At 63.7% G+C, this 25,189-nt stretch carries 24 protein-coding genes; 12 read left to right on the top strand and 12 right to left on the bottom strand.

Annotated elements, in window-relative coordinates:
* The first annotated feature begins 3 nt into the window (after window positions 1–3).
* The 3 genes from JQ600_RS05965 (at window position 4) to JQ600_RS05955 (ending at window position 2,907) form a co-directional block, all read left to right on the top strand.
* Window positions 4–483 carry a MaoC family dehydratase gene (locus tag JQ600_RS05965; protein WP_212264923.1) on the top strand — a complete coding sequence of 160 codons (480 nt, stop codon included), beginning with the start codon at window positions 4–6 and terminating at the stop codon, window positions 481–483.
* A gap of 116 nt (window positions 484–599) precedes the next feature.
* Entirely contained in the window at window positions 600–1,517 is a 918-nt protein-coding gene (locus JQ600_RS05960) for an SDR family NAD(P)-dependent oxidoreductase (RefSeq protein WP_212264922.1), read from the top strand.
* Between the two features lie 151 nt (window positions 1,518–1,668).
* Window positions 1,669–2,907, top strand: coding sequence for a TIGR03862 family flavoprotein (locus JQ600_RS05955; RefSeq protein ID WP_212388748.1), 1,239 nt, complete (start codon window positions 1,669–1,671; stop codon window positions 2,905–2,907).
* Between the two features lie 92 nt (window positions 2,908–2,999).
* Here JQ600_RS05955 and JQ600_RS05950 read toward each other — a convergent pair whose 3' ends face one another.
* From JQ600_RS05950 to JQ600_RS05940, 3 genes are all read right to left on the bottom strand, one after another.
* Window positions 3,000–4,079, bottom strand: a complete 1,080-nt coding sequence (locus JQ600_RS05950) for a D-TA family PLP-dependent enzyme (protein ID WP_212388747.1) — start codon at window positions 4,077–4,079, stop codon at window positions 3,000–3,002.
* Between the two features lie 124 nt (window positions 4,080–4,203).
* The gene (locus tag JQ600_RS05945) at window positions 4,204–6,015 is read right to left on the bottom strand and encodes an ABC-F family ATP-binding cassette domain-containing protein (RefSeq protein ID WP_212388746.1); all 1,812 of its coding nucleotides are present in this window, start codon (window positions 6,013–6,015) and stop codon (window positions 4,204–4,206) included.
* 8 nt (window positions 6,016–6,023) lie between these two features.
* Window positions 6,024–6,509, bottom strand: a complete 486-nt coding sequence (locus JQ600_RS05940; RefSeq protein ID WP_212388745.1) for a YaiI/YqxD family protein — start codon at window positions 6,507–6,509, stop codon at window positions 6,024–6,026.
* A gap of 175 nt (window positions 6,510–6,684) precedes the next feature.
* Between JQ600_RS05940 and JQ600_RS05935 the strand changes: the two genes are divergently transcribed.
* Both JQ600_RS05935 and JQ600_RS05930 read left to right on the top strand, forming a co-directional pair.
* Window positions 6,685–7,485 carry a hypothetical protein gene (locus JQ600_RS05935; RefSeq protein ID WP_212388743.1) on the top strand — a complete coding sequence of 267 codons (801 nt, stop codon included), beginning with the start codon at window positions 6,685–6,687 and terminating at the stop codon, window positions 7,483–7,485.
* 2 nt (window positions 7,486–7,487) lie between these two features.
* Window positions 7,488–8,096 (top strand): 2-hydroxychromene-2-carboxylate isomerase, encoded by a 609-nt coding sequence (locus JQ600_RS05930; RefSeq protein WP_212388741.1) that lies wholly within the window; start codon window positions 7,488–7,490, stop codon window positions 8,094–8,096.
* Window positions 8,097–8,106: 10 nt separating this feature from the next.
* On the opposite strand, the gene JQ600_RS05925 is transcribed toward JQ600_RS05930, so the two are convergent.
* Together JQ600_RS05925 and JQ600_RS05920 are read right to left on the bottom strand one after the other, a co-directional pair.
* Window positions 8,107–9,495, bottom strand: a complete 1,389-nt coding sequence (locus tag JQ600_RS05925) for an FAD-binding oxidoreductase (protein WP_212264915.1) — start codon at window positions 9,493–9,495, stop codon at window positions 8,107–8,109.
* A 1-nt stretch (window position 9,496) separates the two neighbouring features.
* Complete coding sequence (locus JQ600_RS05920; RefSeq protein WP_212388740.1) at window positions 9,497–11,872, bottom strand: xanthine dehydrogenase family protein molybdopterin-binding subunit; 2,376 nt, start codon at window positions 11,870–11,872, stop codon at window positions 9,497–9,499.
* Between the two features lie 195 nt (window positions 11,873–12,067).
* Between JQ600_RS05920 and JQ600_RS05915 the strand changes: the two genes are divergently transcribed.
* Together JQ600_RS05915 and JQ600_RS05910 are read left to right on the top strand one after the other, a co-directional pair.
* Window positions 12,068–13,111, top strand: coding sequence for a Ppx/GppA phosphatase family protein (locus tag JQ600_RS05915; protein WP_212264913.1), 1,044 nt, complete (start codon window positions 12,068–12,070; stop codon window positions 13,109–13,111).
* A 212-nt stretch (window positions 13,112–13,323) separates the two neighbouring features.
* Window positions 13,324–14,010 (top strand): RlmE family RNA methyltransferase, encoded by a 687-nt coding sequence (locus JQ600_RS05910; protein ID WP_212388739.1) that lies wholly within the window; start codon window positions 13,324–13,326, stop codon window positions 14,008–14,010.
* 213 nt (window positions 14,011–14,223) lie between these two features.
* Here the strand turns inward: JQ600_RS05910 and JQ600_RS05905 are convergent, their stop codons facing one another.
* From JQ600_RS05905 to JQ600_RS05890, 4 genes are all read right to left on the bottom strand, one after another.
* Window positions 14,224–14,385 carry a hypothetical protein gene (locus JQ600_RS05905; protein ID WP_212034131.1) on the bottom strand — a complete coding sequence of 54 codons (162 nt, stop codon included), beginning with the start codon at window positions 14,383–14,385 and terminating at the stop codon, window positions 14,224–14,226.
* Between the two features lie 30 nt (window positions 14,386–14,415).
* On the bottom strand, window positions 14,416–14,583 hold the full coding sequence (locus JQ600_RS05900) for a hypothetical protein (RefSeq protein WP_212264911.1): 168 nt from the start codon (window positions 14,581–14,583) through the stop codon (window positions 14,416–14,418).
* A 165-nt stretch (window positions 14,584–14,748) separates the two neighbouring features.
* Complete coding sequence (locus tag JQ600_RS05895) at window positions 14,749–16,371, bottom strand: ABC transporter substrate-binding protein (RefSeq protein ID WP_212489742.1); 1,623 nt, start codon at window positions 16,369–16,371, stop codon at window positions 14,749–14,751.
* A 320-nt stretch (window positions 16,372–16,691) separates the two neighbouring features.
* Window positions 16,692–16,868 carry a hypothetical protein gene (locus JQ600_RS05890; protein WP_212034130.1) on the bottom strand — a complete coding sequence of 59 codons (177 nt, stop codon included), beginning with the start codon at window positions 16,866–16,868 and terminating at the stop codon, window positions 16,692–16,694.
* Between the two features lie 174 nt (window positions 16,869–17,042).
* On the opposite strand from JQ600_RS05890, the gene JQ600_RS05885 reads away from it, so the two are divergent.
* Entirely contained in the window at window positions 17,043–17,381 is a 339-nt protein-coding gene (locus JQ600_RS05885; RefSeq protein WP_212388734.1) for a hypothetical protein, read from the top strand.
* Window positions 17,382–17,386: 5 nt separating this feature from the next.
* On the opposite strand, the gene JQ600_RS05880 is transcribed toward JQ600_RS05885, so the two are convergent.
* Window positions 17,387–18,862, bottom strand: a complete 1,476-nt coding sequence (locus tag JQ600_RS05880; RefSeq protein ID WP_212388732.1) for an MFS transporter — start codon at window positions 18,860–18,862, stop codon at window positions 17,387–17,389.
* 136 nt (window positions 18,863–18,998) lie between these two features.
* Between JQ600_RS05880 and JQ600_RS05875 the strand changes: the two genes are divergently transcribed.
* The 4 genes from JQ600_RS05875 (at window position 18,999) to JQ600_RS05860 (ending at window position 22,878) form a co-directional block, all read left to right on the top strand.
* Window positions 18,999–19,247, top strand: a complete 249-nt coding sequence (locus JQ600_RS05875) for a hypothetical protein (protein WP_212264908.1) — start codon at window positions 18,999–19,001, stop codon at window positions 19,245–19,247.
* Between the two features lie 196 nt (window positions 19,248–19,443).
* Entirely contained in the window at window positions 19,444–20,934 is a 1,491-nt protein-coding gene (gene guaB / locus JQ600_RS05870) for an IMP dehydrogenase (RefSeq protein WP_212264907.1), read from the top strand.
* Between the two features lie 139 nt (window positions 20,935–21,073).
* Window positions 21,074–21,697 carry a hypothetical protein gene (locus JQ600_RS05865; protein ID WP_212388731.1) on the top strand — a complete coding sequence of 208 codons (624 nt, stop codon included), beginning with the start codon at window positions 21,074–21,076 and terminating at the stop codon, window positions 21,695–21,697.
* Window positions 21,698–21,858: 161 nt separating this feature from the next.
* A complete protein-coding gene (locus JQ600_RS05860) occupies window positions 21,859–22,878 on the top strand; it encodes an NADP-dependent oxidoreductase (RefSeq protein WP_212489741.1) in 1,020 nt (339 codons plus the stop codon).
* Window positions 22,879–22,889: 11 nt separating this feature from the next.
* On the opposite strand, the gene JQ600_RS05855 is transcribed toward JQ600_RS05860, so the two are convergent.
* Both JQ600_RS05855 and JQ600_RS05850 read right to left on the bottom strand, forming a co-directional pair.
* Window positions 22,890–23,954, bottom strand: a complete 1,065-nt coding sequence (locus tag JQ600_RS05855; RefSeq protein WP_212388729.1) for a LacI family DNA-binding transcriptional regulator — start codon at window positions 23,952–23,954, stop codon at window positions 22,890–22,892.
* 150 nt (window positions 23,955–24,104) lie between these two features.
* The gene (locus tag JQ600_RS05850; protein ID WP_212388727.1) at window positions 24,105–25,133 is read right to left on the bottom strand and encodes a succinylglutamate desuccinylase/aspartoacylase family protein; all 1,029 of its coding nucleotides are present in this window, start codon (window positions 25,131–25,133) and stop codon (window positions 24,105–24,107) included.
* Between the last annotated feature and the right edge of the window lie 56 nt (window positions 25,134–25,189).

The raw sequence follows: 25,189 nt of genomic DNA, 5'->3' as shown, positions 1-25,189 counted from the left end.
TAGATGAATGAAGTCTGGAAGAAGCCGCCGGTGTCGTTTGAAGCCTATCAGGCCATGGTCGGCAAGGAGATCGGCGTCTCGTCCTGGCACCTGGTCGATCAAGCCAGGATCAACCTCTATGCCGACGTGATCGAGGACCACCAGTTCATCCATGTCGATCCCGAGCGCGCCAAGAAGGAAACCGCTTACGGCACCACCGTGGCGCACGGCTTTCTGACGATGTCTCTGCTGTCGATCATGTCCTACGAGGTGATGCCGGTCATCGAAGGCACCACGATGGGGGTCAACTACGGGTTCGATCGGCTGCGGTTCATGTCGCCGGTGCGCGCGGGCTCCCGCGTCCGCGGCCGTTTCACGCTGCTGGAGGCAATTTTGCGCAAACCGAAGGAGCTGCAGTCGCGCACCAATGTCACCGTCGAGATCGAGGGTGAAGCAAAACCCGCTTTGGTCGCCAACTGGCTCGGCTTGATCTATTTCGCGTAAGGTTTCGCCAGTCATGCCGGGCTTGACCCGGCAATCCATCACTGCTCAAAAACCTCTCGATTTTGGATGGATGCCCGGGTCAAGCCCGGGCATGACGAAGAGCAGGAACTGCAATCATGACAATCAGGTTTGACGGACGCGTCGCAATCGTCACCGGCGCGGGCAATGGTCTGGGACGGGCGCATGCGCTGGGGCTGGCCAGCCGCGGCGCCAAGGTCGTCGTCAATGATTTCGGCGGCGCGCGCGACGGCACCGGTGGCTCGCTGACCCCGGCCGAGACCGTGGTTGAGGAAATCCGCAAAGCCGGCGGTACCGCGATCGCCGACGGCGCCGATGTCTCCAATTTCGAGCAGGTCACGGCGATGGTCGAGCGCGCCACCAAAGAGTGGGGCAGTGTCGATTTGCTGTGCGCCAATGCCGGCATCCTGCGCGACAAGTCGTTTACGAAAATGGAAGTCGCTGATTTCGCAAAAGTGCTGGATGTCCATCTCACCGGCACCTTCTATTGCTGCAAGGCGGTGTGGGCCGGCATGCGCGAGCGCAATTACGGCCGCATCGTCGTCACCACCTCCTCATCCGGCCTGTTCGGCAATTTCGGCCAGGCCAATTACGGCGCGGCCAAAGCCGGCATGATCGGCCTGATGAACGTGCTGGCCGAGGAGGGCCGCAAGAACAACATCCGCGTCAACACCATCTCGCCGACCGCGGCGACGCGCATGACCGAGGAACTGCTGCCGCCGCAGGCGCTGGCCCTGATGCGCCCCGAGGCGATCACGCCGGCGGTGGAATTCTTGCTCAGCGAGGACGCGCCGACCCGCACCATCATGGGCGCCGGTGCCGGCTCGTTTGCGGTGATCAAGGTCGTCGAGACCGAAGGCATCAACCTGGCCCAGTCCGACTGGACGCCGGACGCGATCGCCGCGAACTTTGCCGCGATCGGCGATATGTCCACGGCGAAGGCGCTGCAGGGCGCGTTCGAGCAGACGCAGAAGTACGTGGGGCAGGCCGCGGCGAGAGCGGGGATCAAGCTGTAGCGCTCGCCGTCATTCCGGGGCGACGCGAAGCGTCGAGCCCGGAATCTCGAGATTCCCCAGGGCGCAATTGCGCCCCTGAGATCTGGTCCTTCGGACCATCCCGGAATGACGTTCTTTGTTGCGGTAGGCGAATCCGGCTTACACTCACGCCATGTCATCGCCTCGCGCCAACAACATCGCCATCATCGGTGCCGGCCCCGCCGGCCTGATGGCCGCCGAGGTGTTGGCCAATGGCGGCGCTGCCGTCACCGTCCATGACGCGATGCCGTCCGCCGGCCGCAAGCTGCTGATGGCCGGGCGGGGCGGGCTCAATCTGACGCACAGCGAACCGCTGCCCGCGTTTCTCGCGCGATACGCCGAAGCAATGCCGAACCTGAAGGCGGCCATCGATGCCTTTCCGCCACAGGCGCTGCGCGACTGGAGCGAGGCGCTGGGGCAGCCGACCTTCGTCGGCTCCAGCGGCCGGGTTTTCCCAAAGGCGTTCAAGGCCTCACCGCTGCTGCGGGCATGGCTGCGGCGGCTGGACGGGCAAGGCGTTCAACTCGCGCTACGCCATCGCTGGACCGGTTGGGACGAGAATGGCCGCGTCAAGTTTCAAACGCCCGACGGGCAACGCGCGATTGACGCCAGCGCGACGGTGCTGGCGCTCGGTGGCGCAAGCTGGCCGCGGCTTGGTTCGGATGGCGCTTGGGCCGAAATGCTCGCCGCCAGAGGCGTCACGATATCGCCGCTGCGCCCAGCCAATTCCGGCTTCAGCATCGCCTGGTCGGACATTTTTCGCGATCGGTTCGAAGGCCAGCCGCTCAAGGGCGTGGCGTTGACGTTTGGCGCACACAGCGTTCGCGGTGAGGCCATTATCACCCGCACGGGCATCGAAGGTGGCGCGATCTATGCGCTCTCGGCGGATTTGCGCGAAGCGATCCTCAGCGCAGGGAAGGCGCCGCTGCACGTCGTGCTACGGCCCGATCTGGCGATCGAGGAATTGACCGCGCGGCTCTCGGCGCCAAAGGGCAAACAATCCCAGTCGAATTTCCTGCGCAAGGCCGCGCATCTTTCGCCTGTTGCGATCGGGTTATTGCAGGAGGCGGTCAAGATATCCGGCGTGTCGCTGGCGTCGCTATCGCCACCTGATCTTGCCCGTCTGATCAACGCCGTGCCCATAGAACTCAACGGCGTCGCGCCGATCGCGCGCGCGATCTCGACCGCGGGCGGTATCGCCTTCGATGAACTCGACGACGCCTTCATGATCCGTCGTTTGCCAGGCGTATTCGCCGCGGGTGAAATGCTGGATTGGGAAGCCCCAACTGGCGGCTATCTGCTGCAGGCGTCGTTTGCCACCGGCGCTGCGGCGGGCAGGGGCGTATTGAAGTGGCTCAGCCTGGCTTCGTAGGGTGGCAAAGCGAAGCGTGCCCACCATTTCGTTGGATAGATAGATGGTGGGCACGGCGCGAAGAGCGCGCCTTTGCCCACCCTACGTGCGTATCACCGCAACTTCCCCCGCGCCGCGACCGGCAGCGTTCCAAGAATCTCGTCGCCGCGCACCATCACCACTTCGTCCATCATGTTGACGACGACGCAGACGTGGTTGGGCACGATCCGCACGACGTCGCCGACGTTCGGCCGCGTGTTGCTGCGGGTGAGGTCGAGGAAGCCATGCTCTTCGGCAAAACGCGCGATCTTGGCTTCGGGATGCTCGAGGATCAGGCCGTGGCCTTCGAGCCCGCCGGTGTCGGACGTCAGTGTCTTGGAGCCGGCATCGAGAATGCCGCGATCCGGGCCGGCGCGGCTGACAACCGTCGAATAGATGCTGAGCGCGCAATCGTCCCAGCCGGCGACGCCGGCGGCGACCTGCATGCGGTCGTTGTAGATGTAGGTGCCGGGCCGATGCTCGGTGGCGCCCTTGAGCTTGCCGACATTCTTCATGTTCGGCGAACCGCCGGTCGAGACCATGGTTGCATCGAGGCCGTGGGCGCGGACGCCTGCCAACGCCTCGTCAAAGAACTTCTGCGCTTCCGCCCAGCCGGTTTCGGTCGGGTACAGCATGAAGCCGGCGAATTTCAGCCCTTTTGACGCTGCGATCTCGCGTGCCAACGCAATGGCTTCCGCCGGGGTCTCGACGCCGGCACGCTTGCGGCCAGTGTCGCATTCAACCACCACCGACAGCGGCCGGCCGGATGCAGCGGCAGCCTGCGGCAGGCCCGCCACCACGACGGAATTGTCGCAGGCGACCGTCATGTTGGCCTTGCCCTGCAGCGCGCCGAGCCGGGCCATCTTTTCCTCGCCGATCAGGTTGTAGCTGATCAGGATGTCGTCGATCCCGGCGTCCGCCATCACTTCGGCTTCACCGAGCTTCTGGCAGGTGATGCCCTTGGCGCCAGCCTTGATCTGCATCGCGGCCAGCAGCGGGCTCTTGTGGGTCTTGATATGCGGCCGGTTGGCGACGCCAGCGGCATCGCACGCCGCCTGGATCCGCGCGATGTTGCGCTCGACCCGGTCCATGTCGATCACGGCGGCGGGGGTGCCGTATTCACGGGCGATCTTGGCGGCGAGGGGTGTGGTCATTTTTCACTCCAATTCAGCATGCTCGTCATTGCGAGCGAAGCGAAGCAATCCATCTATCCGAGGTGCAGAATGGATTGCTTCGTCGCTGCGCTCTTCGCAATGACGATGGCAACCATCCCACGCATCATGCCTGTTCTATCTCTTCGCGCAGCACCTCAAGCTCCAGCCACTTGTCCTCGGCTTCCTGCAATTCCTTCTGCGCCTTTGTAAGCGCATCGGAGGCGGAATCAAACTTCTTGCGGTTCTTCTTGTAGAGATCGGTATCGTCGAGGATGCGCTGCTGCTTGGCAATCTCGGCTTGCAGCTTCGCCATGGTCTTGGGTAGCGTTTCCAGCGCGTGCTTTTCGTTGAAGTTCAGGCGCCGTTTCGGTCCGGTCGAAGGCGATCCAGCGGCAACCCTCGCTTCCCGTTTCTCTTCGGCGACCTTTACCGCCTCGCGCTTCAGATCCGCGCCGCGCTGCGCCAGCATGTCGGTATAGCCGCCGGCATATTCGATCCAGATTCCGTCGCCTTCGGGCGCGATCACCGAGGTCACGACGCGGTCGAGGAAGTCGCGGTCATGGCTGATCAGGATCACCGTGCCTTCGTAGTCGCCGAGCATCTCCTCGAGCACGTCGAGGGTTTCGAGGTCGAGATCGTTGGTCGGCTCGTCCAGGACCAAGAGGTTGGAAGCTTTTGCCAATGAGCGCGCCAGCATCAGTCGGCCGCGTTCGCCGCCGGACAATACCTCCAGCGGCGTGCGCATCTGCTCCTGCGCGAACAAAAAGTCCTTCATGTAGCTGACGACGTGCTTCGGCTTGCCGCCGATCATGACGTGGTCGCTGCCGCCCCCGGTCAGGGCGTCGGCCAGCGTCGATTTGGGGTCGAGGCTTTCGCGGTGCTGGTCCAGCGTCGCCATCTCGATATTGGCGCCGAGCCGGATCGTGCCGCTGTCGGGCGGACTGCCGCCGGTCAGCATATCAATGAGCGTGGTCTTGCCGGCGCCGTTCGGGCCGACGATACCGATGCGGTCGCCGCGCTGCACCCGGATCGAGAATCCGTCGACGATCTTGCGGTCGCCAAAGGATTTGCCGATGTTCTTGGCCTCGATGACCAGCTTGCCCGATTTGTCCGCTTCGGCGGCGGCGAGGCTGGCATTCCCGGTCGCGCCGCGATAAGTGCGCCGCTGGTCGCGCAGGGCATGCAGATTGCCGAGCCGCTTGACGTTGCGCTTGCGGCGGCCGGAGACGCCGTAGCGCAGCCAGTGCTCTTCGTTGACGATCTTGCGGTCGAGCTTGTGCTGGTCGCGCTCTTCCTCGGCCAGCACTTCGTCGCGCCAGGCCTCGAATGCGGAAAAGCCGCGGTCGATCTGCTTGATCTGGCCGCGGTCGAGCCAGGCGGTAGAGCGCGACAGGTTGGAGAGGAAGCGGCGGTCATGGCTGATGATGACGAGCGCACAGCGGCGGCTCTCCAGCTCGCCTTCCAGCCATTCGATGGTGGTGAGATCGAGATGGTTGGTCGGCTCGTCCAGCAGCAAAATGTCGGGGGCGGGCGCCAACACGCGCGCCAGCGCCGCGCGGCGGGCTTCACCGCCCGAGACATGGGCGGGATCTTCATCGCCGCTCAAGCCCAGCTGCTCGATGAGATAGCGCGCCTGATAATGGTCGTCGCCCGGATTGAGTCCGGCCTCGACATAGGCCAGCGTCGTCTTGTGCGCGCCGAAATCAGGCTCCTGCGGCAGATAGCGGATGGTGGCGCCGGGCTGCACGAAGCGGCTGCCGCTGTCGGGCTCGACGAGTCCGGCGGCGATCTTCAGCAGCGTCGATTTGCCGGAGCCGTTGCGGCCGATCAAACACACGCGCTCGGCCGTCGATACGGACAGTTCCACGCCGGATAACAGCGGCGTGCCGCCAAAGGTCAGCGCGATATCTTTCAACTGGATCAGCGGCGGCGGCATCGTTCAGCTCAATTCTGGTTCGGCGCAGGCGGCAAAGCCCGCTGACGCTGGATGCGCCGGATGGTCTGGTCGAGCGCGGAGAGGAACGCCGAGCGGTCGCGCGGCGCAAAGGATCGCGGGCCGCCCGTCACTTCGCCGGATGAGCGCAGGTCGGTCATCAGGTTGCGCACCGCCAGGGTCATGCCGATCGACTGTTCGGTGAACGGCTTGCCGTTCGGTGCCAGCACCTCGGCGCCGGCTTTCACGCAACGGCTCGCCAGCGGAATATCGGAGGTGATGACGATATCGCCTCTGCCGGCGCGTTCCGCAATCCAGTCGTCGGCGGCATCCATCCCGGCGCCGGCGGCGATCCGCTCGATCAGCGGATCCTGCGGCACGCGGATGAAATTGCCCGCGACCACGCTGACGGGCAGGCCGTGCCGGCTCGCGACCTTATAGATCTCGTCCTTGACCGGGCAGGCGTCGGCGTCGACATAGATGCGGGGTGGGTTCAAGTCAGGCACTTCAGGTCAGTTCATCGGGGTGGATTCGGTCAGTTCGTCTCGTCCGCGCGTGGTACTCCATGGGGCGGAAAAATGCGAGGAAAACAGGCCGGGGAACACGCTTGCCACGACACTTTCTTTGCGTACGATAACGCCCGGAAACAACAAGAAAATAGAGGAAATGGGCATGACAAGCCGGATCGGGCCGTATCGCGTCTCGGCCTACAACACTTCCAAGCATTCCGAGAACAAGATGCACGATGACACGGTGGCGAAGCGCTATGGTTTTAGCGGCGGTCTGGTGCCCGGTGTCGATGTCATGGCCTACATGATGCACTTACCGGTCGCAAAATGGGGCCGGGCCTTTCTTGAGCGTGGACTGATCGAGGCGCGTTTCGTCAAGCCGGTCTATGACGGCGAGCAGGCCGATGTCGTGGGCGAGGAAAGCAACGGCGTGCTTGAGCTTCAGGTCGAGAGCCGGGGAGATCTTTGTGCGACCGGCACGGCATCGCTGCCAGCGGCGGAGCCATCATTCGCGCTTTCCGACTTTGTCGAGGTCGCAGCCGCAGGCGAGCGCAGGCCGGTCGATGCGTCGTCCTATGCACTGGGTAAATGGCTCGGCGCGGCGCCGCGCACCTGGGCGACGGACGCGGCAAAACAATATCTGGCGGATATTCGCGAAACCGAAGTGATCTACGCGCAGGAAGGACTCGGCCACCCCGGCCTGTTGCCGCGGGTGATGAACATGGTGCTGGTCGACAACGCCATCATGGGCCCATGGATTCATGTCGGCACAAGGATGCAGCTCCTGTCAGCGGCCCGCATCGGCGATGAATTGACCGCGCGTGCCAAAGTGATCGGCAATTACGACAAGAAGGGGCACCGTTTCGTCGAACTCGACGCGCTGGTGGTCGCCAACGGCAAGACGCCGCTGGCGCATTGCCACCACACCGCGATCTACCAGCCGCGCGAACAGGTGGCGGCATAATCATGGCCATCACCATCGACTATTACCTGTCGCTGAACTCGCCCTGGACTTACATGGGCAGCGGCCCGTTCGCCGAGATTGCGCGGCGCTATGGCGCGCAAGTCAACGTCAAGCCCGCCAAGTTCGGCCCGATTTTCGAGCAGACCGGCGGGCTGCCGCTGCCAAAACGCTCGCCGCAGCGGCAGGCTTACCGACTGATGGAGCTCAGGCGCTGGCGTGAGGTGCGGGGACTTCCGCTCAATGTCGAGCCTAAATTCTTCCCCAGCGATGACGCGGCGGCGACACGCCTCGTGATCGCGGCCAAGCTGCAGGGCAAGGACGCTCATAAATTGTCGCTGGAGCTGGCGCGCGCCATCTGGGAGCGCGAGGAGTCGTTTGCGGATCCCGCGGTGATGGCATCATCAGCGCAACGCGCCGGCCTCGATGCCGCCGCGCTGCGGGCCGGCGGCCCATCGGATGCGGAACTCGATGCGCTGTACGAGCAGTACACGCAGGATGCCCTGAAGGCGGGCGTCTTCGGCGCGCCCAGTTACGTCTTGCCCTCGGGCGAGATCTTCTGGGGCCAGGACCGGCTGGAGCTCCTGGAGCGCGCTTTGAAGCTCGCCGCCTGACCGGCGCGCTTCACATCTCGAAGACGCGACCGGGATTGAGGATGTGATGCGGATCAAGCGCGCGCTTCAGCGTGCGCATGGTCTCGATCTCCTCCGCGGTGCGGCTGAGCCTGAGATAGGGCCGCCTGGAGATGCCGATACCGTGCTCGGCCGAGATCGAACCGCCGAAGTCGCTGGTGAGGCCGAACACCAGCTTCTTCATCTCCTCATGCTTGTCGGCCGGAGGCGAGTATTTCGTGTTGACGTGCAGGTTGCCGTCGCCGACGTGCCCGAGCACGATGGTGTAGGCGTCCTTGTCGACCGCCTTGATCGCCTTTGCGACGGCTTCCGTGAACGGTTCCATCTGGTCGATGGCGAGGCTGATGTCGAAGCCGACCGTGGGCGCGGTCGCCCGGCTCAGCTCGACGCTGGAATCGCGCACCCGCCAGATCGCGGCTGTAGAAGCACCCGAATTGGCAATGATCGCATCGAGGATGATGCCTTCACCGAGCGCCTCTTCGAGCAGACTTTCAACGTCGGCGCGGAGTCGCTCGGCATTGCTGCCCGAGGATTCCATCAGCAGGTAGAAGGGATGGGTAACCGGCAGCGGCGCGGCGACGCCTCGCACCAGCTGGGTCACAAGGCGGTAATAGCTGTTCCACATCACCTCGAAGGCGGTCAGTTCGCCGCCAAGCCGCTTGCGCGCCAGGTCGAGCATCGCCCGCACCTTGTCGAAGCTCGGCAGCGCGCACAGCACCACCTGCTGTTCGGCCGGCGCCGGGAAAATCCGCAATGCCGCGCGGGTCACCACGCCGAGCGTGCCTTCGGTTCCGATGAACAATTGCTTGAGGTCGGTGCCGGTGTTGTTCTTGATGTATTTGCGCACGCCCTTGAGCACGGTGCCGTCAGCAAGCACCGCTTCGAGCCCGAGCACCAGATCGCGCGTCATGCCATAGCGGATCACCCGGTTGCCGCCGGCATTGGTCGAGATGTTGCCGCCGATCGTGCAGCTGCCGCGGGCGCCGAGATCGAGCGGGTACATGAAGCCGTCCTGCGCGACGCGCTCGTGCACGCGCTGCAGCGGCACGGCGGCCTGGGCAATGACGACCCCGCCGCCGGTGTCGACCTCTTCGATCGCGTTCATGCGCTCCATCGACAGCACGATCTCGCCGGCCATCGGCATCGTGGCGCCGACGAGCCCGGTCATGCCGCCCTGGGTCGTGACCGCAACGCGCGCCCGGTGGCAGATCGCCAGGAATCGCGAGACGTCTTCGGTCGAGCGCGGCCGCATCACCGCAATCGGCGGAGGAACGGGGATGCCGGCTATATCGGTGTAATAGCGCGCATCGATATCGGCGCCGGTCAGGACCGTTGTCGCGTCGAATGCTGCGCGGAGTTCACCGATGATGGCTGGTTGCATCCTATGCCGCCTTCCTCGCCTTGGCCTCCTGGATCGCACGCCAGACGCGTTCCGATGTCAATGGCATATCGATCTCTGAAATGCCGTACTCCGACAGCGCGTCGATAACAGCATTGACGATGCAGGCGAGGCTGCCGGCGCAGCCGGCTTCTCCGCAGCCCTTGGTGCCGAGCGGATTGGTTTTGGCCGGCGAGGGATGATCGGCGGTTGCCATCAGCGGGATGTCGCCGGCGCGCGGCATCGCGTAATCCATGAACGAGCCGGTGATCGGCTGGCCGCTGGAATCGTAGCTCACTTCCTCCATCAGCGCCTGGCCGATGCCTTGCGCGACGCCGCCATGCAGCTGGCCGTCGACGATCATCGGATTGACGATGGTGCCGAAGTCGCTGATCCCGGTGTAGCGCACGATTTTCGTAACCCCAGTGTCGGGATCGATCTCGACTTCGGCGACGTGGCAGCCATTGGGGAACGTCGACGGCGTGTCCTTGGTGGCGTGATCGACGTCGAGCGTATCGGGCACGCCCTCCGGCACCTTGCCGTCGCGCAGCCGCTGCGCCAGCTCCATGATGCCGATCGAGCGGTCGGTGCCGGCGATGGTGAATCGGCCATTGCCGAATTCGATGTCGCCCTCGCTGGCTTCCAGCAGATGCGCCGCCGCCTGCTTGCCCTTGGCGACCACGAGCGCCGCGGCTTCGACGATCGCCTGGCCGGTCGCGGTGATCGAGCGCGAGCCGCCGGTGCCGTTGCCGAAGCGCACGAGATCGCTGTCGCCTTGTTCGAGCGTGATCTTCTCGAAGGGCACGCCGAGCTCGGCGGACAGTACCTGCGCAAACGGCGTGGCGTGGCCCTGGCCGTAATCGAGCGTGCCGGTGGTCAGCTTCACCGAACCGTCAGGTTCGAAATTGATCTTGCCGAGTTCGCCGCTTGGCGGTGCGGTGACTTCGAGGTAGGAGCCGACCGCAATGCCGCGCAGTTTGCCCTGCTTCTTGCTTTCCTTCTTGCGCTTGGCAAAATTGGCGTGGTCGGAAAGCTCCAGCGCTTTCGCAAACACGCCCTGGAAATCGCCGCTGTCATAGGTGACGCCGGACGCCGCCGGGAACGGCAATTGCGCCGGCTTGATGAAATTGCGCTTGCGCAGGGTGAGCCGGTTGATGCCCATCTCGTCGGCGGCGCGGTCTATCAGCCGCTCCATGTAGTAATTGGCCTCGGGCCGGCCGGCGCCGCGATAGGCGCCCATCAGCGTGGTGTTGGTCAGCACCGTCTTGATGTCGACGCCGAGCAGCGGTGTGCGATAGACGCTCGCAAGGTTCTTGGCGGTGTTGAGCGACAGCGGGCCCGGCGCCACGCCGGTGATGTAGGCGCCGAGATTGCCGTAGCCTTTCAGGCGCACGGCGAGGAATTTGCCCTCGGCATCCAGCGCCAGTTCGCAATGCATGGTCTGCGCGCGGCCGTGGCTGTCGGACAGGAAGCTGGTCGAGCGCTCGTCGGTCCACTTCACCGGACGGCCCAGCACCTTCGAGGCATGCGCGATGCAGGTGTATTCCGGATAGTTCATGTTCTTCATGCCGAACGAGCCGCCGACATTGGCGGTCAGGATGCGAACCTTGTCGTTCGGCACGTTCAGGATTTTTGCAAACGTGACCTTGTTGCCGGAAACGCCCTGGGTCGGCACCTGGATCGTGAAGCGCTCGCTGGCCTTGTCGTAGGAAGCCAACGCCACGCGCGGCTCCATCGACACCACGGCGACGCGGGTGTTGACGATATCGAGCTTTGTTACATGCGCGGCGCCGGCGAATGCCGCATCGATCTTCGCTGCATCGCCATAGTGATAGTCGAGCGCTGTGTTGTTGGGGATGTGATCGTAGAGCTGCGGCGCGCCGGGTTGTGCCGCTTCCTCGGCACTGGTCACCGCGGGCAGCGGCTCGATATCGAGCTCGACGGCTTCCGCCGCATCACGCGCCTGCGCCAGCGTTTCGGCGACGACATAGGCCACGGGATCGCCGACGAAGCGCACCTTGTCGGTCGCCAATGCCATGCGGTTGGTCTGCAGCAGCGGCGAGCCGTCGCGGCTCTTCAGCGGCAGACCGCAGGTGAAGGGGTTGTAGCCGGCGGCCATAAGGTCCTGGCCGGTCCAGGCGCCGAGCACGCCCGGCATGGTCCGCGCGGCCTTGATATCGATGCCGCGGATGATTCCGTGGGCGTGGCTGGAGCGCACGATCCAGGCATAGGCCTGGCCCGGCAGGCTGAAATCATCGGTGTATTTGCCCTTGCCGCGGACCAGCGTGTCGTCTTCCTTGCGGCGCACAGGCTGCCCGACGCCGTATTTTTGCACTGCGATAGCGTTTTCCAGCGACGACGGCGACGTATGATCTTGCATCGAAAAATACCTGAAATGCTTGGATTTCCGCGACTTTCGCGGGCTCGGAACCAAATAACCCACCGATCCCCCAGCGACAACGCCTGTTTGGGCATGGTCCTATGTGATGGGATGTTGCGTAGGCCCTTGGCGCTGCTAAAGTTTCCGTGAGCGCTCATTCTTCGGCGGCAGCAAAGCCGCGGAAAGACAGTTTTGATGAACGAGGATACGCGGCTTGCCGATGGCCTTGCGGCCCGCGCAAGCCCGTCAGGGTCTGCTGTGGCAGGGGCGGAAAGCGGCGTCTACGCCGCGCTCGACCTTGGCACCAACAACTGCCGGCTCCTGATCGCCTGTCCGGCCGGCGACGGCTTCCGCGTGGTCGATTCGTTCTCGCGGATCATCCGGCTGGGCGAGGGCATCTCCTCGACCGGTTCCATCAGCGAAGCGGCGATCGACCGTGCCATTGCGGCCTTGAGTATCTGCAGCGACAAGATCCGCTACCGCAAGGCCCGGCGCCTGCGGTTGATCGCAACCGAAGCCTGCCGCGCCGCGGCCAATGCCGAAAGCTTTCGCGAGAGGGTGGCAAAAGACACCGGCATCCGGCTCGAGGTGATCGATCGCGAGACCGAGGCGACGCTCGCGGTAATCGGCTGCTCGCCGCTGCTCGACCCCAAAGGGCGAGGCGCCATCCTGTTCGATATCGGCGGCGGATCGACGGAACTGGTCCGGATCGAGCGCGATCCAGGGGAAGAAAACGCCGTCCCGCGGATCAAGGCCTGGATGTCGATCCCGCTCGGCGTCGTCACCATCGCCGAGCATTTCGGCGGCAAGGACGTCACGGCCGAATCCTATGCGCGGATGATCGCCGAGGTCGCGCAATACGTGGCGCCGTTTGCGGCCGAGCATGGCGGTGATCTGCGTGACATGCATCTGCTCGGCACGTCGGGCACCGTGACGACGCTGGCCGGCGTGTTTCTCAATTTGCAGCGCTACGACCGGCGCCGCATCGACGGCATCTGGATGAACAATTCCGACGTCACGTCGGTGATCCAGCGGCTGCTCGGCATGAGCTATCAGGAGCGCGCCAACAACAATTGCATCAGCATTGAGCGCGCCGATCTGGTGCTGGCCGGTTGCGCCATTCTCGACGCGATCCGCGACGCGTTCCCGCTGCCGCGGCTGCGCGTCGCCGACCGCGGCCTGCGCGAGGGCATGCTGGTCGAAATGATGCGGGAGGACGGCGCGCTAAGGTCGTGCTAAGGCGGCGCACGTGCGGCCTGGCTTACCTCGCCCCGCTTGCGGGGAGAGGTCGGATCACATCGCAGATGTGATCCGGGTGAGGGGGTACAGGTCCATCAACTGGAACCAATTTCGCGGATAGAGCCCCTCACCCCAACCCTCTCCCCGTGAAGAACGGGGAGAGGGAGAACCACTGTATCGCGTTTCAATAGTATCCAAAGGCAAGCATCCGTATGGCGAAAGACACCACCGGCCGGTTGCACGTCACGGTCAAGTCTGGTGGCAAGCGCAAGCTGTCATCAAAGCTCTGGCTTGAACGGCAGCTCAACGATCCCTATGTGGCGCAGGCCAAAAAGGACGGCTGGCGCTCGCGCGCGGCCTATAAATTGATCGAGATCGACGACAAGCATCGCTTTCTGAAGTCAGGCATCTCCGTGGTCGATCTCGGCGCGGCCCCCGGCGGCTGGAGCCAGGTCGCGGCCAAACGCATCGGGGCGGCCAACGGCAAGGGCAAGGTGGTCGCGATCGATCTGCTGGAAATGCCGGAAGTGCCGGGCGTCACCTTCGCGCAGCTCGACTTTCTCGCCGAAGACGCGCCGGAAAAACTGCTGGCGATGATGGGCGGCCGCGCCGACGTGGTGCTATCAGACATGGCCGCCAACACCACGGGCCATCGCAAGACCGATCAGCTGCGCATCATCGGGCTGGTCGAAACCGCGGCGGCGTTCGCCACCGAGGTGCTCAATCCCGGCGGCACCTTCGTCGCAAAAGTGTTTCAGAGCGGCGCCGAAGGCGAACTGCTGGCGCAGCTCAAGCGCGATTTTGCCACCGTCAAACACGTCAAGCCGGCCTCGAGCCGCCAGGACTCGTCCGAGCGCTACGTGCTGGCGATGGGCTTTCGCGGCGGAGCGAAGGCGTAGCCGATACGTTCCGCCGTCATTGCGAGCGAAGCGACCTGTCCGCCGTAGCTCAACGAGCGAAAGGCGGAAGCAATCCATCTCACGGCATAACAGCAGGTGGATTGCTTCGTCGCAAGTGCTCCCGTGCGCAAACGCTCTGCGTTTGTCGCAGGCAATGACGAAAAAAGAGGCCGCCTGACGGGCGGCCTCTTGCCGGTCTGATGCCGTGAAGGATCAGAAACGGAACGGACCAAGCGGAATAAACGGAATCGGGAACGGAAACGGGTCGGTCGGGAAGGTCGGGCCGGTCCCGGTCGGAAGTCGTGGGCAGGTCTGCTTGATCATGCCGCCGGCAACCTTGTTCAATTCATCGAGGCTCAGTTCATTCTTGTTCATGTCAGTCTCCTGTTGGTTTGGGATTGATGGTTAGCCGATGGTCCAACGCACGAAGACGTCCTTGAACGTCCAGTCGCCGGTCGGGTACGGCGGCTTCGGCACCGGGCGTCCCGGAATGCAGCCGCCTTCCTGCACGCCGCCAGCCACGATTTCCAGCGCAGCGTCGTCGAGCAGATCTGAGGTCTTGAACTCGGTCATGGTCGTCTCCCGTTTGTCTTTGAAGCGGGACCGTTCCCGCCATCCATGCTCACAGGGATACGGCACCGGCCGGGCCTTTGCCGTGACTGACATCACACAGCAAATCAGACGGGTTTCCATTGCAGATTGAAGAGGCTGGCTAGCCGGCGCCGATCGCTTGATCGGCTATCCCTTGACGAACTGCCTGAAGTCGGGCTCGCGGTGAAACCAGAATTCGTAGCCGCTGATGTTCTTTTGCATCGCGACGTCGTGGATCGGCTGGTTAAGCGGAATCACCGGAACGTCGCGCATGCACAGCGCAATGAACGCCTTCACGGTCGTTTCGTATTCCGCGGCATCGGTCGTAAAGCGCGCTTTGTCGATCAGCTTGTCCATCTCCTTGTTCTGGTACGAGGAGATGTTGAAGATCGAATTGTTGCCGTGGAAATTCCAGTAGAAGTAATATTCGGGATAATCGAGCCAGCCGCTGAAGCGGTTGAGCGCCAGCGGCAATTCCTTCTTGTTCAGCGTCGTCCGCCAGTTGGCGCCCGGAATCTTGTTGATGTCGGTCTTGATACCGATCTTTGCGAGGCTCTCCTGAATGAGCACGATGGTGGGCTCGCCGACCGTTGCCGTGCCGGTGTCGAGCGAGAGCGTCGTCTCGAACCCGGTCTCAAAACCGGCCTCCTTCATCAGCGCCTTGGCCTTGTCGAGGTCGGTGACATAGGGGAAAGGTTGTGGCCATACCGGCTTTGAGACCTCAGTGGGGCCGCCATACATCGGAACGGCGCGGCCGAAGAAGGCGCTGCTCTGGATCTGTTCGTAAGGCATCGCCCAGGCGAGCGCCTGGCGCAGTTTGACATTGTCGAACGGCGGCTTGGCGGTATTCAGCGCCAACGACCAAAGCGCATTCGGGATCGGCACGCCGGAGACCTTGACCTTGCCGTCCTTGATGACCTGATCGAAATCACGCGGGGCAAAGCCGCTCGAGAGATCGGCATCGCCGCGTTCCAGCGTGGCCCGCCGCGTGCCGGCGGAAGGGATGTCCCGCATGATAATGCGTTTGATTTTCGGAAGCGGGCCGCTCTTCCAGTCGTCGAAGCGCGTCAGGACGGTCTCGGTGCCGGGCTTCCAGCTGTCAAGCTTGTAGGCGCCGCCGCCGGCCTCGTTGTTCTTCAGCCAGCTCAATGCCCAGGGATCCTCTGGCGTCGCATTCTTCTTCGCCAGTTGCGAATTGATGATGAAGGGGACGACGACGGCGACGTTGAACAGCAGCAGTTTGTCCTTGCGGACATAGTCGATCCGGAAAGTGTGGTCGTCGACGACGACGAACTGTTCCGTTTTTTCCAGCGAGCCCGCTGACATCTGAAAGGTGGGAAAACCGCCGACCCTGACCGCGCGATCAAACGACCATTTGACGTCGCTGGACGTGACCGGCGTGCCGTCGTGAAACTTTGCGTCCTTGCGCAGCTTGAAGGTGCAGGACATGCCGTCGGCCGCAACTTCCCAGCCCTCGGCCAGTTCAGGCGCGAGTTTTTCGCGGTCGTAGGACAGCGTCCCGTCGGGCAGCGTTTTTGACGCGTAGGTCAGGAGCCGGTCGTAGCAATTCCAGGACAGCCCGTTGACGGTCTGGTTCGAACCGACGCCCTGCATATCAAGCGAATTGGGGCCGAGCTCCTGCACCACCAGCAATGTTTCCGAGCGGCCTTGCGCAGCGGCGTCCGAACCGTGGAAACCTACAGCTGTCGCGCCGGCCAGGGTGGTCTGCAGAAAGTGCCGGCGGCTGAGGAAAAACGATGAATGCGACATGAGCAGCGATCCCTCTGCAGAACAAAGATGCTCATTTGCAGGCAAGGTCTGTGCCACAGGTGGGTAAGCGCTTCGGTGCGTTGCGCCTTCATTGGGCCGGGTGCAAACATGCTGAAATCGACGCGATTGCCCGTCGACGAGGCGATCGGATGAAGCGCAGGCAGTTTCGCTGGCGGCGCGGCTTGGCGCGTCCGCAGAAGGCGTCGGTCCATGCGCGGCGTCGCGGCTCAGCTTCCAAAAACTCGCAATAACGGCCTCAGCGCCTTTCAAGCTTCGGCGCCGAGGCCGTTAGAGTCAGAAGCGCTATTCGCGCCAGCGTGTCAGCTGCAGTGCAACTGATCGCCCTTCACGGTCAGCGTACTGCCTGAGAGGACGCAGCTCGCCGCGAACCACAGCCGATGGAGGTTCTCGTAAAGGGTGCGTTCACCGCCGCTCACGAGTTCCAGATCGGTGTCGTCGAGACGATTGGTCGAAGCTTCCGTGTTCGCTTTGGTCATAGACGTTTCCCTCCTTGATTTCTGGCGAGCCCATCTCGCCAGGAGGGAAATTTTGCCAGTGTATCGATGGATCGCAGTGATAAAAATCACATACAACCGTATGTCACGACACGGCGCTATCGTCCCACGCCCGAACCCGGAGCAGGAGTTACCGGCGATCCGCTGGGGGAGGTATTGATTGCGGGATTTCCTGAGGGATTCCGCGCGCTGTTCGCGCCGGCGGCAGCGCTGCCGGCATCGTTGCTCAAGCCGGTGGTCGAACTGCCTGTCGTCGTGCTGTTGACCGACGGTCCCGTGGTGGAGCCGCTTGTGGTCGATCCGCCGGTTGCGGTGCTGCCACCGGTGGAACCAGTACCGGTCTGTGCGAGCGCGAAGCTGCTTGCAAGTGCAAGTACCGCGGCCAATCCAAGCGTTCCGAATTTTGCGAGTTTCATGGTGTCTTTCCTTTCGAGGTACGAAAGGAAAACGGTTGCGCCCGGATATGTTTCCGGCGCCGGGATCAACTGGGTGTGACGGATCTATCCCAGCCGCTGATCGCGCGTGTCCTCGGGGCCTTCGCTGGCGGCTTTTGTCGCGGCCTTTTCCGCGCCCTTGCGGCTGGAAATCTCGACCGCCTTGCGGCCCGAGATCTCGTGGCCGGCATCGTCAGGCATCTGCCAGAAGAACCAGCCTGACACCGCCGAGATGATCGCGACCACGATGAAGGCCGGGCCGAACATGGTTGCATCCAGTTCGGTGGCGTGATGCCACAGCATGGTCGATTCCACCGAGAACGCGCCGACGGCGACGCCGGCCGAGGTCGCCAGCTGCTGGTTGACGCTCACAAGCGTGGTGGCGCGGCTCATCTGCGCCGGTTCGACTTCTGCATAAGCGACGGTGTTGATCGCGGTGAATTGCAGCGAGCGGAAGAAGCCGCCGACCACGAGGATGATGAAGATCAGCATCAACGGCGTCGTGATCGTGAACAGGGCGCAGGCGGCGAGAAATACCGAGCTGATGATGGCGTTGACCGCCATCATGTTGCGAAAGCCGAAGGTGCGGATGATGCGCGCGGCCAGCGTTTTCATGCCCATGGCGCCGACCGCGGACGAGAACGTTACGAGGCCGGACTGGAACGGCGTCAGCCCAAAACCTTCCTGCATCAGCAGCGGCAGCAGGAATGGCAGCGCGCCGATGCCGAGCCGGAACAGGAAGCCGCCATAGATGCTGGCGCGCAGCGTCTGCAGCCGCAGCATCGAGAAGTCGAGGACCGGCGAACCCGTCTTCCGCGCGTGCACCACATAGAGCGCCATCGAGATCGAACCGACCGCAACAAGGCCCGCGACGACCGTCCACGGCAGGAGATTGAGCCCGGCGACCGAGAGGCCGAAGGCGATGCCGGCGAGGCCAATGCCCGCCAGCACCAGCCCGTAGAGATCGAACCGCTCCGGGTCTTCGCTGCGGATCGGATCGATGTATTTCATCGCCATGAAGATGCCGAGCAGCCCGATCGGAATGTTGATCAGGAAGATCCAGTGCCAGGAGAAATAGGTGGTGATGAAGCCGCCGAGCGGCGGCCCGATCACCGGGCCGATCAGCGCCGGCACCGTCACCCATGTCATCGCCTGCACCAGCCCGCTTTTGTCGATCGAGCGCAGCAGCACCAGTCGTCCGACCGGCGTCATCATCGCGCCGCCGAGACCCTGCAGGATGCGCGCGATCACGAAATGCGTGACCGACGTCGACATCGCGCAGCCGATCGATCCCAGCATGAAGACGCCGATGGCGATGGAAAACACCATCCGCGCGCCGAAGCGGTCGGCGGTCCAGCCGCTGGCGGGAATGAACACCGCGAGCGAAAGCAGGTAGGACGTGATCGCAAGTTTCAGCGTCAGCGGGCTGGTGCCGATGTCAGCCGCGATCGCCGGCAGCGACGTCGCAATGACCGTCGCGTCCATGTTTTCCATGAACAGGGCGGTGGCCACGATGAGCGGGATCAGGCGCTGTTTGTCCATCGGGAATCGGGGTGCGGGAGGGCAGGCGGGGTGAATTGGGCTGTATCACCCCGCTGTCGGACAAGCCATTGCGGAACCGTGCAAACCACCTAAATCCTGCGTGACGCCGCCAACTGGCGCCACCGGAGACCCGACGATGATCTACCTGCTCGCCGCGCTGTTGCCGCCACTTGGGCTGCTCCTGAACGGGCAGCCATTTTCGGCGATCTTCAACCTCGTTCTGCTGGTGTTTTGCCTGGTTTTCGGCCTGTTTTTCCACGTCCTGCTGCTGGTGCCGTCGGCGCATGCGCTCATCGCGGTTCACATGAGGCGGGAGGACCGCCGGCACCGGGAGGTGGTGGAGGCGATCCGCCAGCACGGCCCGCCGCCGGGATATCAACGTTAAGGCCCTTTAACTAAGGGCTTTTCGGGAAAAGCCTGTGCATAGCGGCCAAACGCTTTGATTCGGCCGCCTGCCATGCTATCGACCACCGTCAACCCCACCGATGGGCTTCGATTCGACGGCAGCGCCGCTCGCGCAGCCGAAGGCGACGTTCATCTTAAATAATATGCGGCGGAAGGCCGCCGAAAGGAGTTGGCAAATGGCGCAGGGACTTCAGGCTATCCGCGAAGCCTACACGTTCGACGACGTGCTGCTCAAACCCGGTCTTTCCGACATCCTGCCCTCGGAGGCGGATATCCGCTCCCGCGTGACCCGCGCAATCCCGCTCAACATCCCGATCATTGCTTCCGCAATGGATACGGTGACCGAAGCGCGGATGGCGATCGCGATGGCGCAGGCCGGCGGCGTCGGCGTCATTCACCGCAATTTCGATCCCGAAGGCCAGGCCGCCCAGGTGCGGCAGGTCAAAAAGTACGAATCCGGCATGGTGGTCAATCCGCTGACCATCGGCCCCGACGCCATGCTGTCGGACGCGATGACGTTGATGACCGATCATGGCTTCTCCGGCATTCCCGTGGTCACCGGTGCCTCCAAGGGCGTTCCCGGCAAGCTGGTCGGCATCCTCACCAACCGCGACGTCCGTTTTGCCACCGACCCCAGGCAAAAAATCTCCGAGCTGATGACGCATGAAGGCCTCGTCACGGTGCGCGAAGGCGTCAGCCAGGACGAGGCGAAGCGGATGCTGCACAAGCATCGCATCGAAAAGCTGCTGGTGGTCGACGAGCAATATCGCTGCGTCGGCCTGATTACCGTGAAAGACATGGAAAAGGCGGTCGCGCATCCGCTCGCCTGCAAGGACGCGCAGGGACGGCTTCGCGTCGCGGCGGCGACTACGGTCGGCGAGGGCGGCTTTGAGCGCACCGAGCTGCTGATCGACGCTGGTGTCGACCTCATCGTGGTGGATACCGCGCACGGCCACTCCTCGCGGGTGCTGGAAGCCGTCAATCGCATCAAGCGGCTTTCCAACGCTGTGCAGGTCATTGCCGGCAACATCGCCACCAAGGAAGGCGCGCAGGCGCTGATCGATGCCGGAGCGGACGCGATCAAGGTCGGCATCGGGCCGGGTTCGATCTGTACCACGCGCATCGTCGCCGGTGTCGGCGTGCCGCAACTGACAGCGATCATGGATGCGGTCGAAGCCGCCAAGAAATCCGACATCCCCGTGATCGCCGACGGCGGCATCAAATATTCCGGCGATCTGGCCAAGGCGCTCGCCGCCGGCGCCGACATCGCCATGGTCGGCTCCTTGCTCGCCGGCACCGACGAGACCCCGGGCGAAGTGTTCTTGTGGCAGGGCCGTTCCTACAAGGCCTATCGCGGCATGGGCTCGGTCGGCGCGATGGCGCGCGGCTCGGCCGACCGCTACTTCCAGCAGGACATCAAGGACACGCTCAAGCTGGTGCCCGAGGGCATCGAGGGCCAGGTGCCGTATAAGGGCCCGGTCGGCAACGTCATGCACCAGCTCGCCGGCGGTCTTCGCGCGGCAATGGGCTATGTCGGCGCGCGCAACCTCGCCGAATTCCACGAGAAGGCGCAGTTCGTGCGCATCACCGGTGCGGGCCTGCGCGAAAGCCACGTCCACGACGTTACCATCACCCGCGAAAGCCCGAACTATCCGGGCGGAGTTTGAGCTAAGGCCCGTCATTCCGGGGCGATGCGCAGCATCGAACCCGGAATCTCGAGATTCCGGGCCTGGTCTTTATGGACCATCCCGGAATGACGCTGCCTTCATGCGCTAGCAGCGCTGTTTTTGAAAGAAATTGAACATCATGGTCGATTGGTCGGACGACAGGATTGCCGCGCTTTCAAATCAGGATTTGAAGAATCTGCTCGTCAACGCCGAGCGGAAAGCCGCGGCTGATATCATCGCGCGGTGCAACGCCGAGCTGCAAAAGCGCAACGCGGCCAGGCCAGGCAAGGCATCGAAGCCGCGCACCGAGGCAAAAGAGTTCGAGCACGCGATGTCGGAGCAGCTCGCTGAAATCGGCAAGGCGATGGCCGCCAAATTCGATTTGTCGGAAGAGACCGCGAAAGCGAAGTCGGTTGGCATCAAGGGTTTCAAGGCCCACAAGCTGCTCGACTCCAAGGGCTTTGCAAAACTCGGCGGCATGCAGCGCGACGGTTCGGTGGCGGTCGACCGCTATATTTCCTATCGGCGAGGTACTGACATCGTCTCGCTCAGTGTCTTCCTGCTGAAGGATCAGCCGGTCGAAACCCATGAATTTCACGTGATCGCGCCGGCGGCCTTGCTCGATGGGGCAAAGCCGATTGCGGAAGTGCGTCCTACCGCGACCGCGGACCAGAAGCAGACCGCCGATAGCGGGCTTGCTTTCGCGGATTTGCCAAGCGCTGCGGCGGCGTTTGAGGCCGCGCTGGCAAAAATCGCGGCCTGATATTCGAGTACGGTAATATCAGCCGTCATTCCGGGGCGATGCGAAGCATCGAACCCGGAATCTCGAGATTCCGGGTCTGGTGCTTACGCACCATCCCGGAATGACGTAGCATCATCGCTACGCTCGCAATGACGACAAATAACAATCCGGAGGAAACAACCATGTCCGCAAAACGCATCGTTCTCGCTGCTCGCCCCGTGGGCGAACCGAAGCCATCCGACTTCCGCCTCGAGGAATATACCGCGCCGACGCCCGGTGAGGGCCAGGTCCTGCTGCGCACCATCTGGCTGTCGCTCGATCCCTACATGCGCGGGCGGATGAGTGACGGCCCGTCCTATGCGGCGCCGGTGCCGATCGACGGCGTGATGGAAGGCGGCACGGTCAGTGAGGTGATCGCCTCGAACAATCCCGGTTTTGCGAAAGGCGACATCGTGCTGTCGCGCGCCGGCTGGCAGACGCATGCGATTTCCGACGGCAAGGGTCTGGCCAAGATCGATCCGAAGCTCGCACCGATCTCGACCGCGGTCGGCGTGCTCGGCATGCCCGGCATGACCGCCTATACCGGCCTGCTCGATATCGGCAAGCCGCAGGCGGGCGAAACCGTCGTGGTGGCGGCGGCCTCCGGCGCCGTCGGGTCGGCCGTCGGCCAGATTGCGAAGATCAAGGGCGCGCGGGCGATCGGCATCGCCGGCGGCAAGGACAAATGCGACTACGTCAAAAAGGAACTCGGCTTCGACGATTGCCTCGATCACCGTGATCCCGATCTCGCGGCGAAGCTGAAGGACGCCTGCCCGAAGGGCATCGACGTCTATTTTGAAAACGTCGGCGGCGCGGTGTTCGAGGCGGTATTTCCGCAGCTCAATGCGTTCGCGCGCATGCCGGTCTGCGGCTTGATCGCCGAGTACAACAATTTCGGCGAGACCTCGCCGAAATGGGCCGGCAAGATGATGCGCGCGGTGCTGACCAAGCGCCTCACCATCCGCGGCTTCATCGTCAGCGATTTTGCTGCGCGCCACGGCGACTTCCTGCGCGACATGTCGGGGTGGTTCCGTGAAGGCAAGATCAAGCACAAGGAGTTCGTCACCGAGGGCCTCGACAGCGCGCCCGCGGCGTTCATGGGCCTGCTCAAGGGTGCCAATTTCGGCAAGCAACTGGTGCGCGTCGGGCCGGACAAGGCGTAGGGAGTAGGTCTTTAGATGCTGCCGCGCTCGACGAAGAAGAGTTCGACCGCGTGACGCTGCAGCGCATGCGGCGTACCGGCCAAACGCGCCAGCAGAAGTTCGCCGGCGATCCGGCCGATCGCCGCGGAATCAAATGCGATCGTGGTGAGGCCCGGCGTCATCTGATCCGCCACGTCGTTGTCGCCGAAGCCAAGCAACGCAAGATCGCGCGGCACGGACAGGCCGCGGGAGCGCGCTTCGATCAGCGCCCCCGTCGCCAACAGATCGTTGGCGCAGAAGACGGCGTCGACCGGATCGCCACGGGCGAGAAGGGCGCCGAAGGCGGCGCGGCCGTCGACAAGACCGGTGATCTCGTCGACGGCGATCTCGTGCACGATCTCGATGCCGAGTTTTCCAGCGGCTGCGCGAAAACCGTCGCGGCGCAGCGCGCCGCGGCCGCTGCTGCGACCGATGAAGGCAACGCGGCGATGTCCGGCGGCCGCCAGTCGCTGTGCCGCCATCGCTCCGGCGTCGGCGTTGGAGAATCCGACGAGCATGTCGATCGGATCACGCGGATAGGCCCATGTCTCGATCACCGGAATGGCCAGTTCCTGCAGGGCTGCCCGGTTCTCTTCGAGCTCGATCACGCCGGTAAACAGCACGGCCGCCGGCCGGATGCCGCGCAGCGACTGCAGCATCGCCACTTCCCGGGCATAGGAGTAGGAGGTCTGACCGACCAACACTTCGTATCCTTCCGGCTCGAGCGCCGCTGCGAAGCTGCGCACGGCCAAGCCGAACTGCTGGCTGAGGATGTTGGAGACGAAGGCAATGACGACGTTGGAGCGGCCCGAACGCAACGCCCGCGCGTGAGGGTTGGAAGCGTATCCGGTCGCCTCGATGATCTCGAGAATGCGGTCGCGGGTCTCGCGATTGACCTTCTCGGGATGACGCAGCACCCGCGACACCGTGATCGGGGAGACCCCGGCGCGTTCCGCCACCTCTTCGATGCGCGGCGGTCGCCCGACCGCAGTGCCGCGCCCGGGCGGCGCCGGAATTCGCACGACATCATCGAAGGTTGTCACGGTCGGATCGGCCATCGAACCCAAGTGCTGGCGTTGTCTAGAGCCTTTTCCGTTCCGATGGAATCGGAACGGGGCTCTAGATTCTTGATTTGACGCGTTTTCTTGACGCGAACCGGCGTCCACTTCGCTGGAAAACGCTCTAGAGTCGTTTCGCGCATCAAAATCTCATCGGCCCGAAACCTCACCCCGTGTCAACGGCCGGCCAACCTGGACCAGGCAATCACCGCTCTGGCAGTCGGTGTGGAGACGTTGCGAGATCACGATCCCGGCGGCGGGGAAGTGCAGCACTTCCTCCGGCGCCTCGGGTCGTTCGAAATCGTGGTACCAGCCCGCCACGTCGCCATCCCCAACCCGCGCGCCGACCACGACCGCCGGTTCGAACCAGCCGCGCCGTGTCGCGAACACCGCCTGGGCGTGGCTCTCCAGCGCCAGCAGTTCGGTTTGTCCTTCGATGGGGACGTGTGGGCCGAGCACCGGCGCATCAATGATGCCAAGCGCGAGCAGCAGGCGGTCCACGGCCCGGGCGGTCAGGGCCATCGTCTGCGGCGTGACGGTGCCGCCGGAGCCGAATTCGCCGGAGATGCCGATCGCTCGGGCCCGCGCGGCTGCTGCCATCGAGGTCGGCGCTTCGGCACCGTTTTCGGCGACGAAGGCGAACGGCATTCCGAGCCCCTCCATGAGACTGAGCGCGCGGGCGAACATGTCCGGCGGGCCTTGGCGCTCGATCAGGGCGCAAGGCAGATGCGCCATCGACGTCCCACCGGAATGGATGTCGAAGATCACGTCGTGGCGGGGGAAGAGTTCATGTTCGAGGAAATGAGCGAGCCGGAAAGTCGGCGTGCCCGAGGGGTCGCCCGGGAAGGCGCGGTTGAGATTGCCCTCGTCAAGCGGTGAGCGTCGGCGGGCTGCCATCACCGCCGGGAGATTGGCGAAGGGCAGGATCGTCACCTCGCCCTTGATGATGGCAGGATCGAGCCGGCGAAACAGCCGCGCGAGCGTGATCTCACCCTCGTATTCGTCGCCGTGGTTACCTGCCATCAGCAGAACCCGCGGGCCCGCGCCGTTGCGGATCCGGAAGATCGGAATCTTGACCTGGAAATAGGGCGATCGATCGATCGAGAACGGGATGCTGAGGTGGCCGGACCATTTGTGGTCGGCGTCGAAGTCGATCTCGTGGAAAAGTCCGGTATGCATTGGATGCCTCGGGGCCGCGTCGTCACCGACGCCGGCCGAAGGTTGAAGGAGAGCAC

Source organism: Bradyrhizobium sp. AUGA SZCCT0176 (assembly GCF_018130145.1).
Taxonomy (GTDB): domain Bacteria; phylum Pseudomonadota; class Alphaproteobacteria; order Rhizobiales; family Xanthobacteraceae; genus Bradyrhizobium.
Note: the sequence above shows the minus strand (reverse complement) of the source record. Positions and strands in the feature narration are given on the sequence as shown.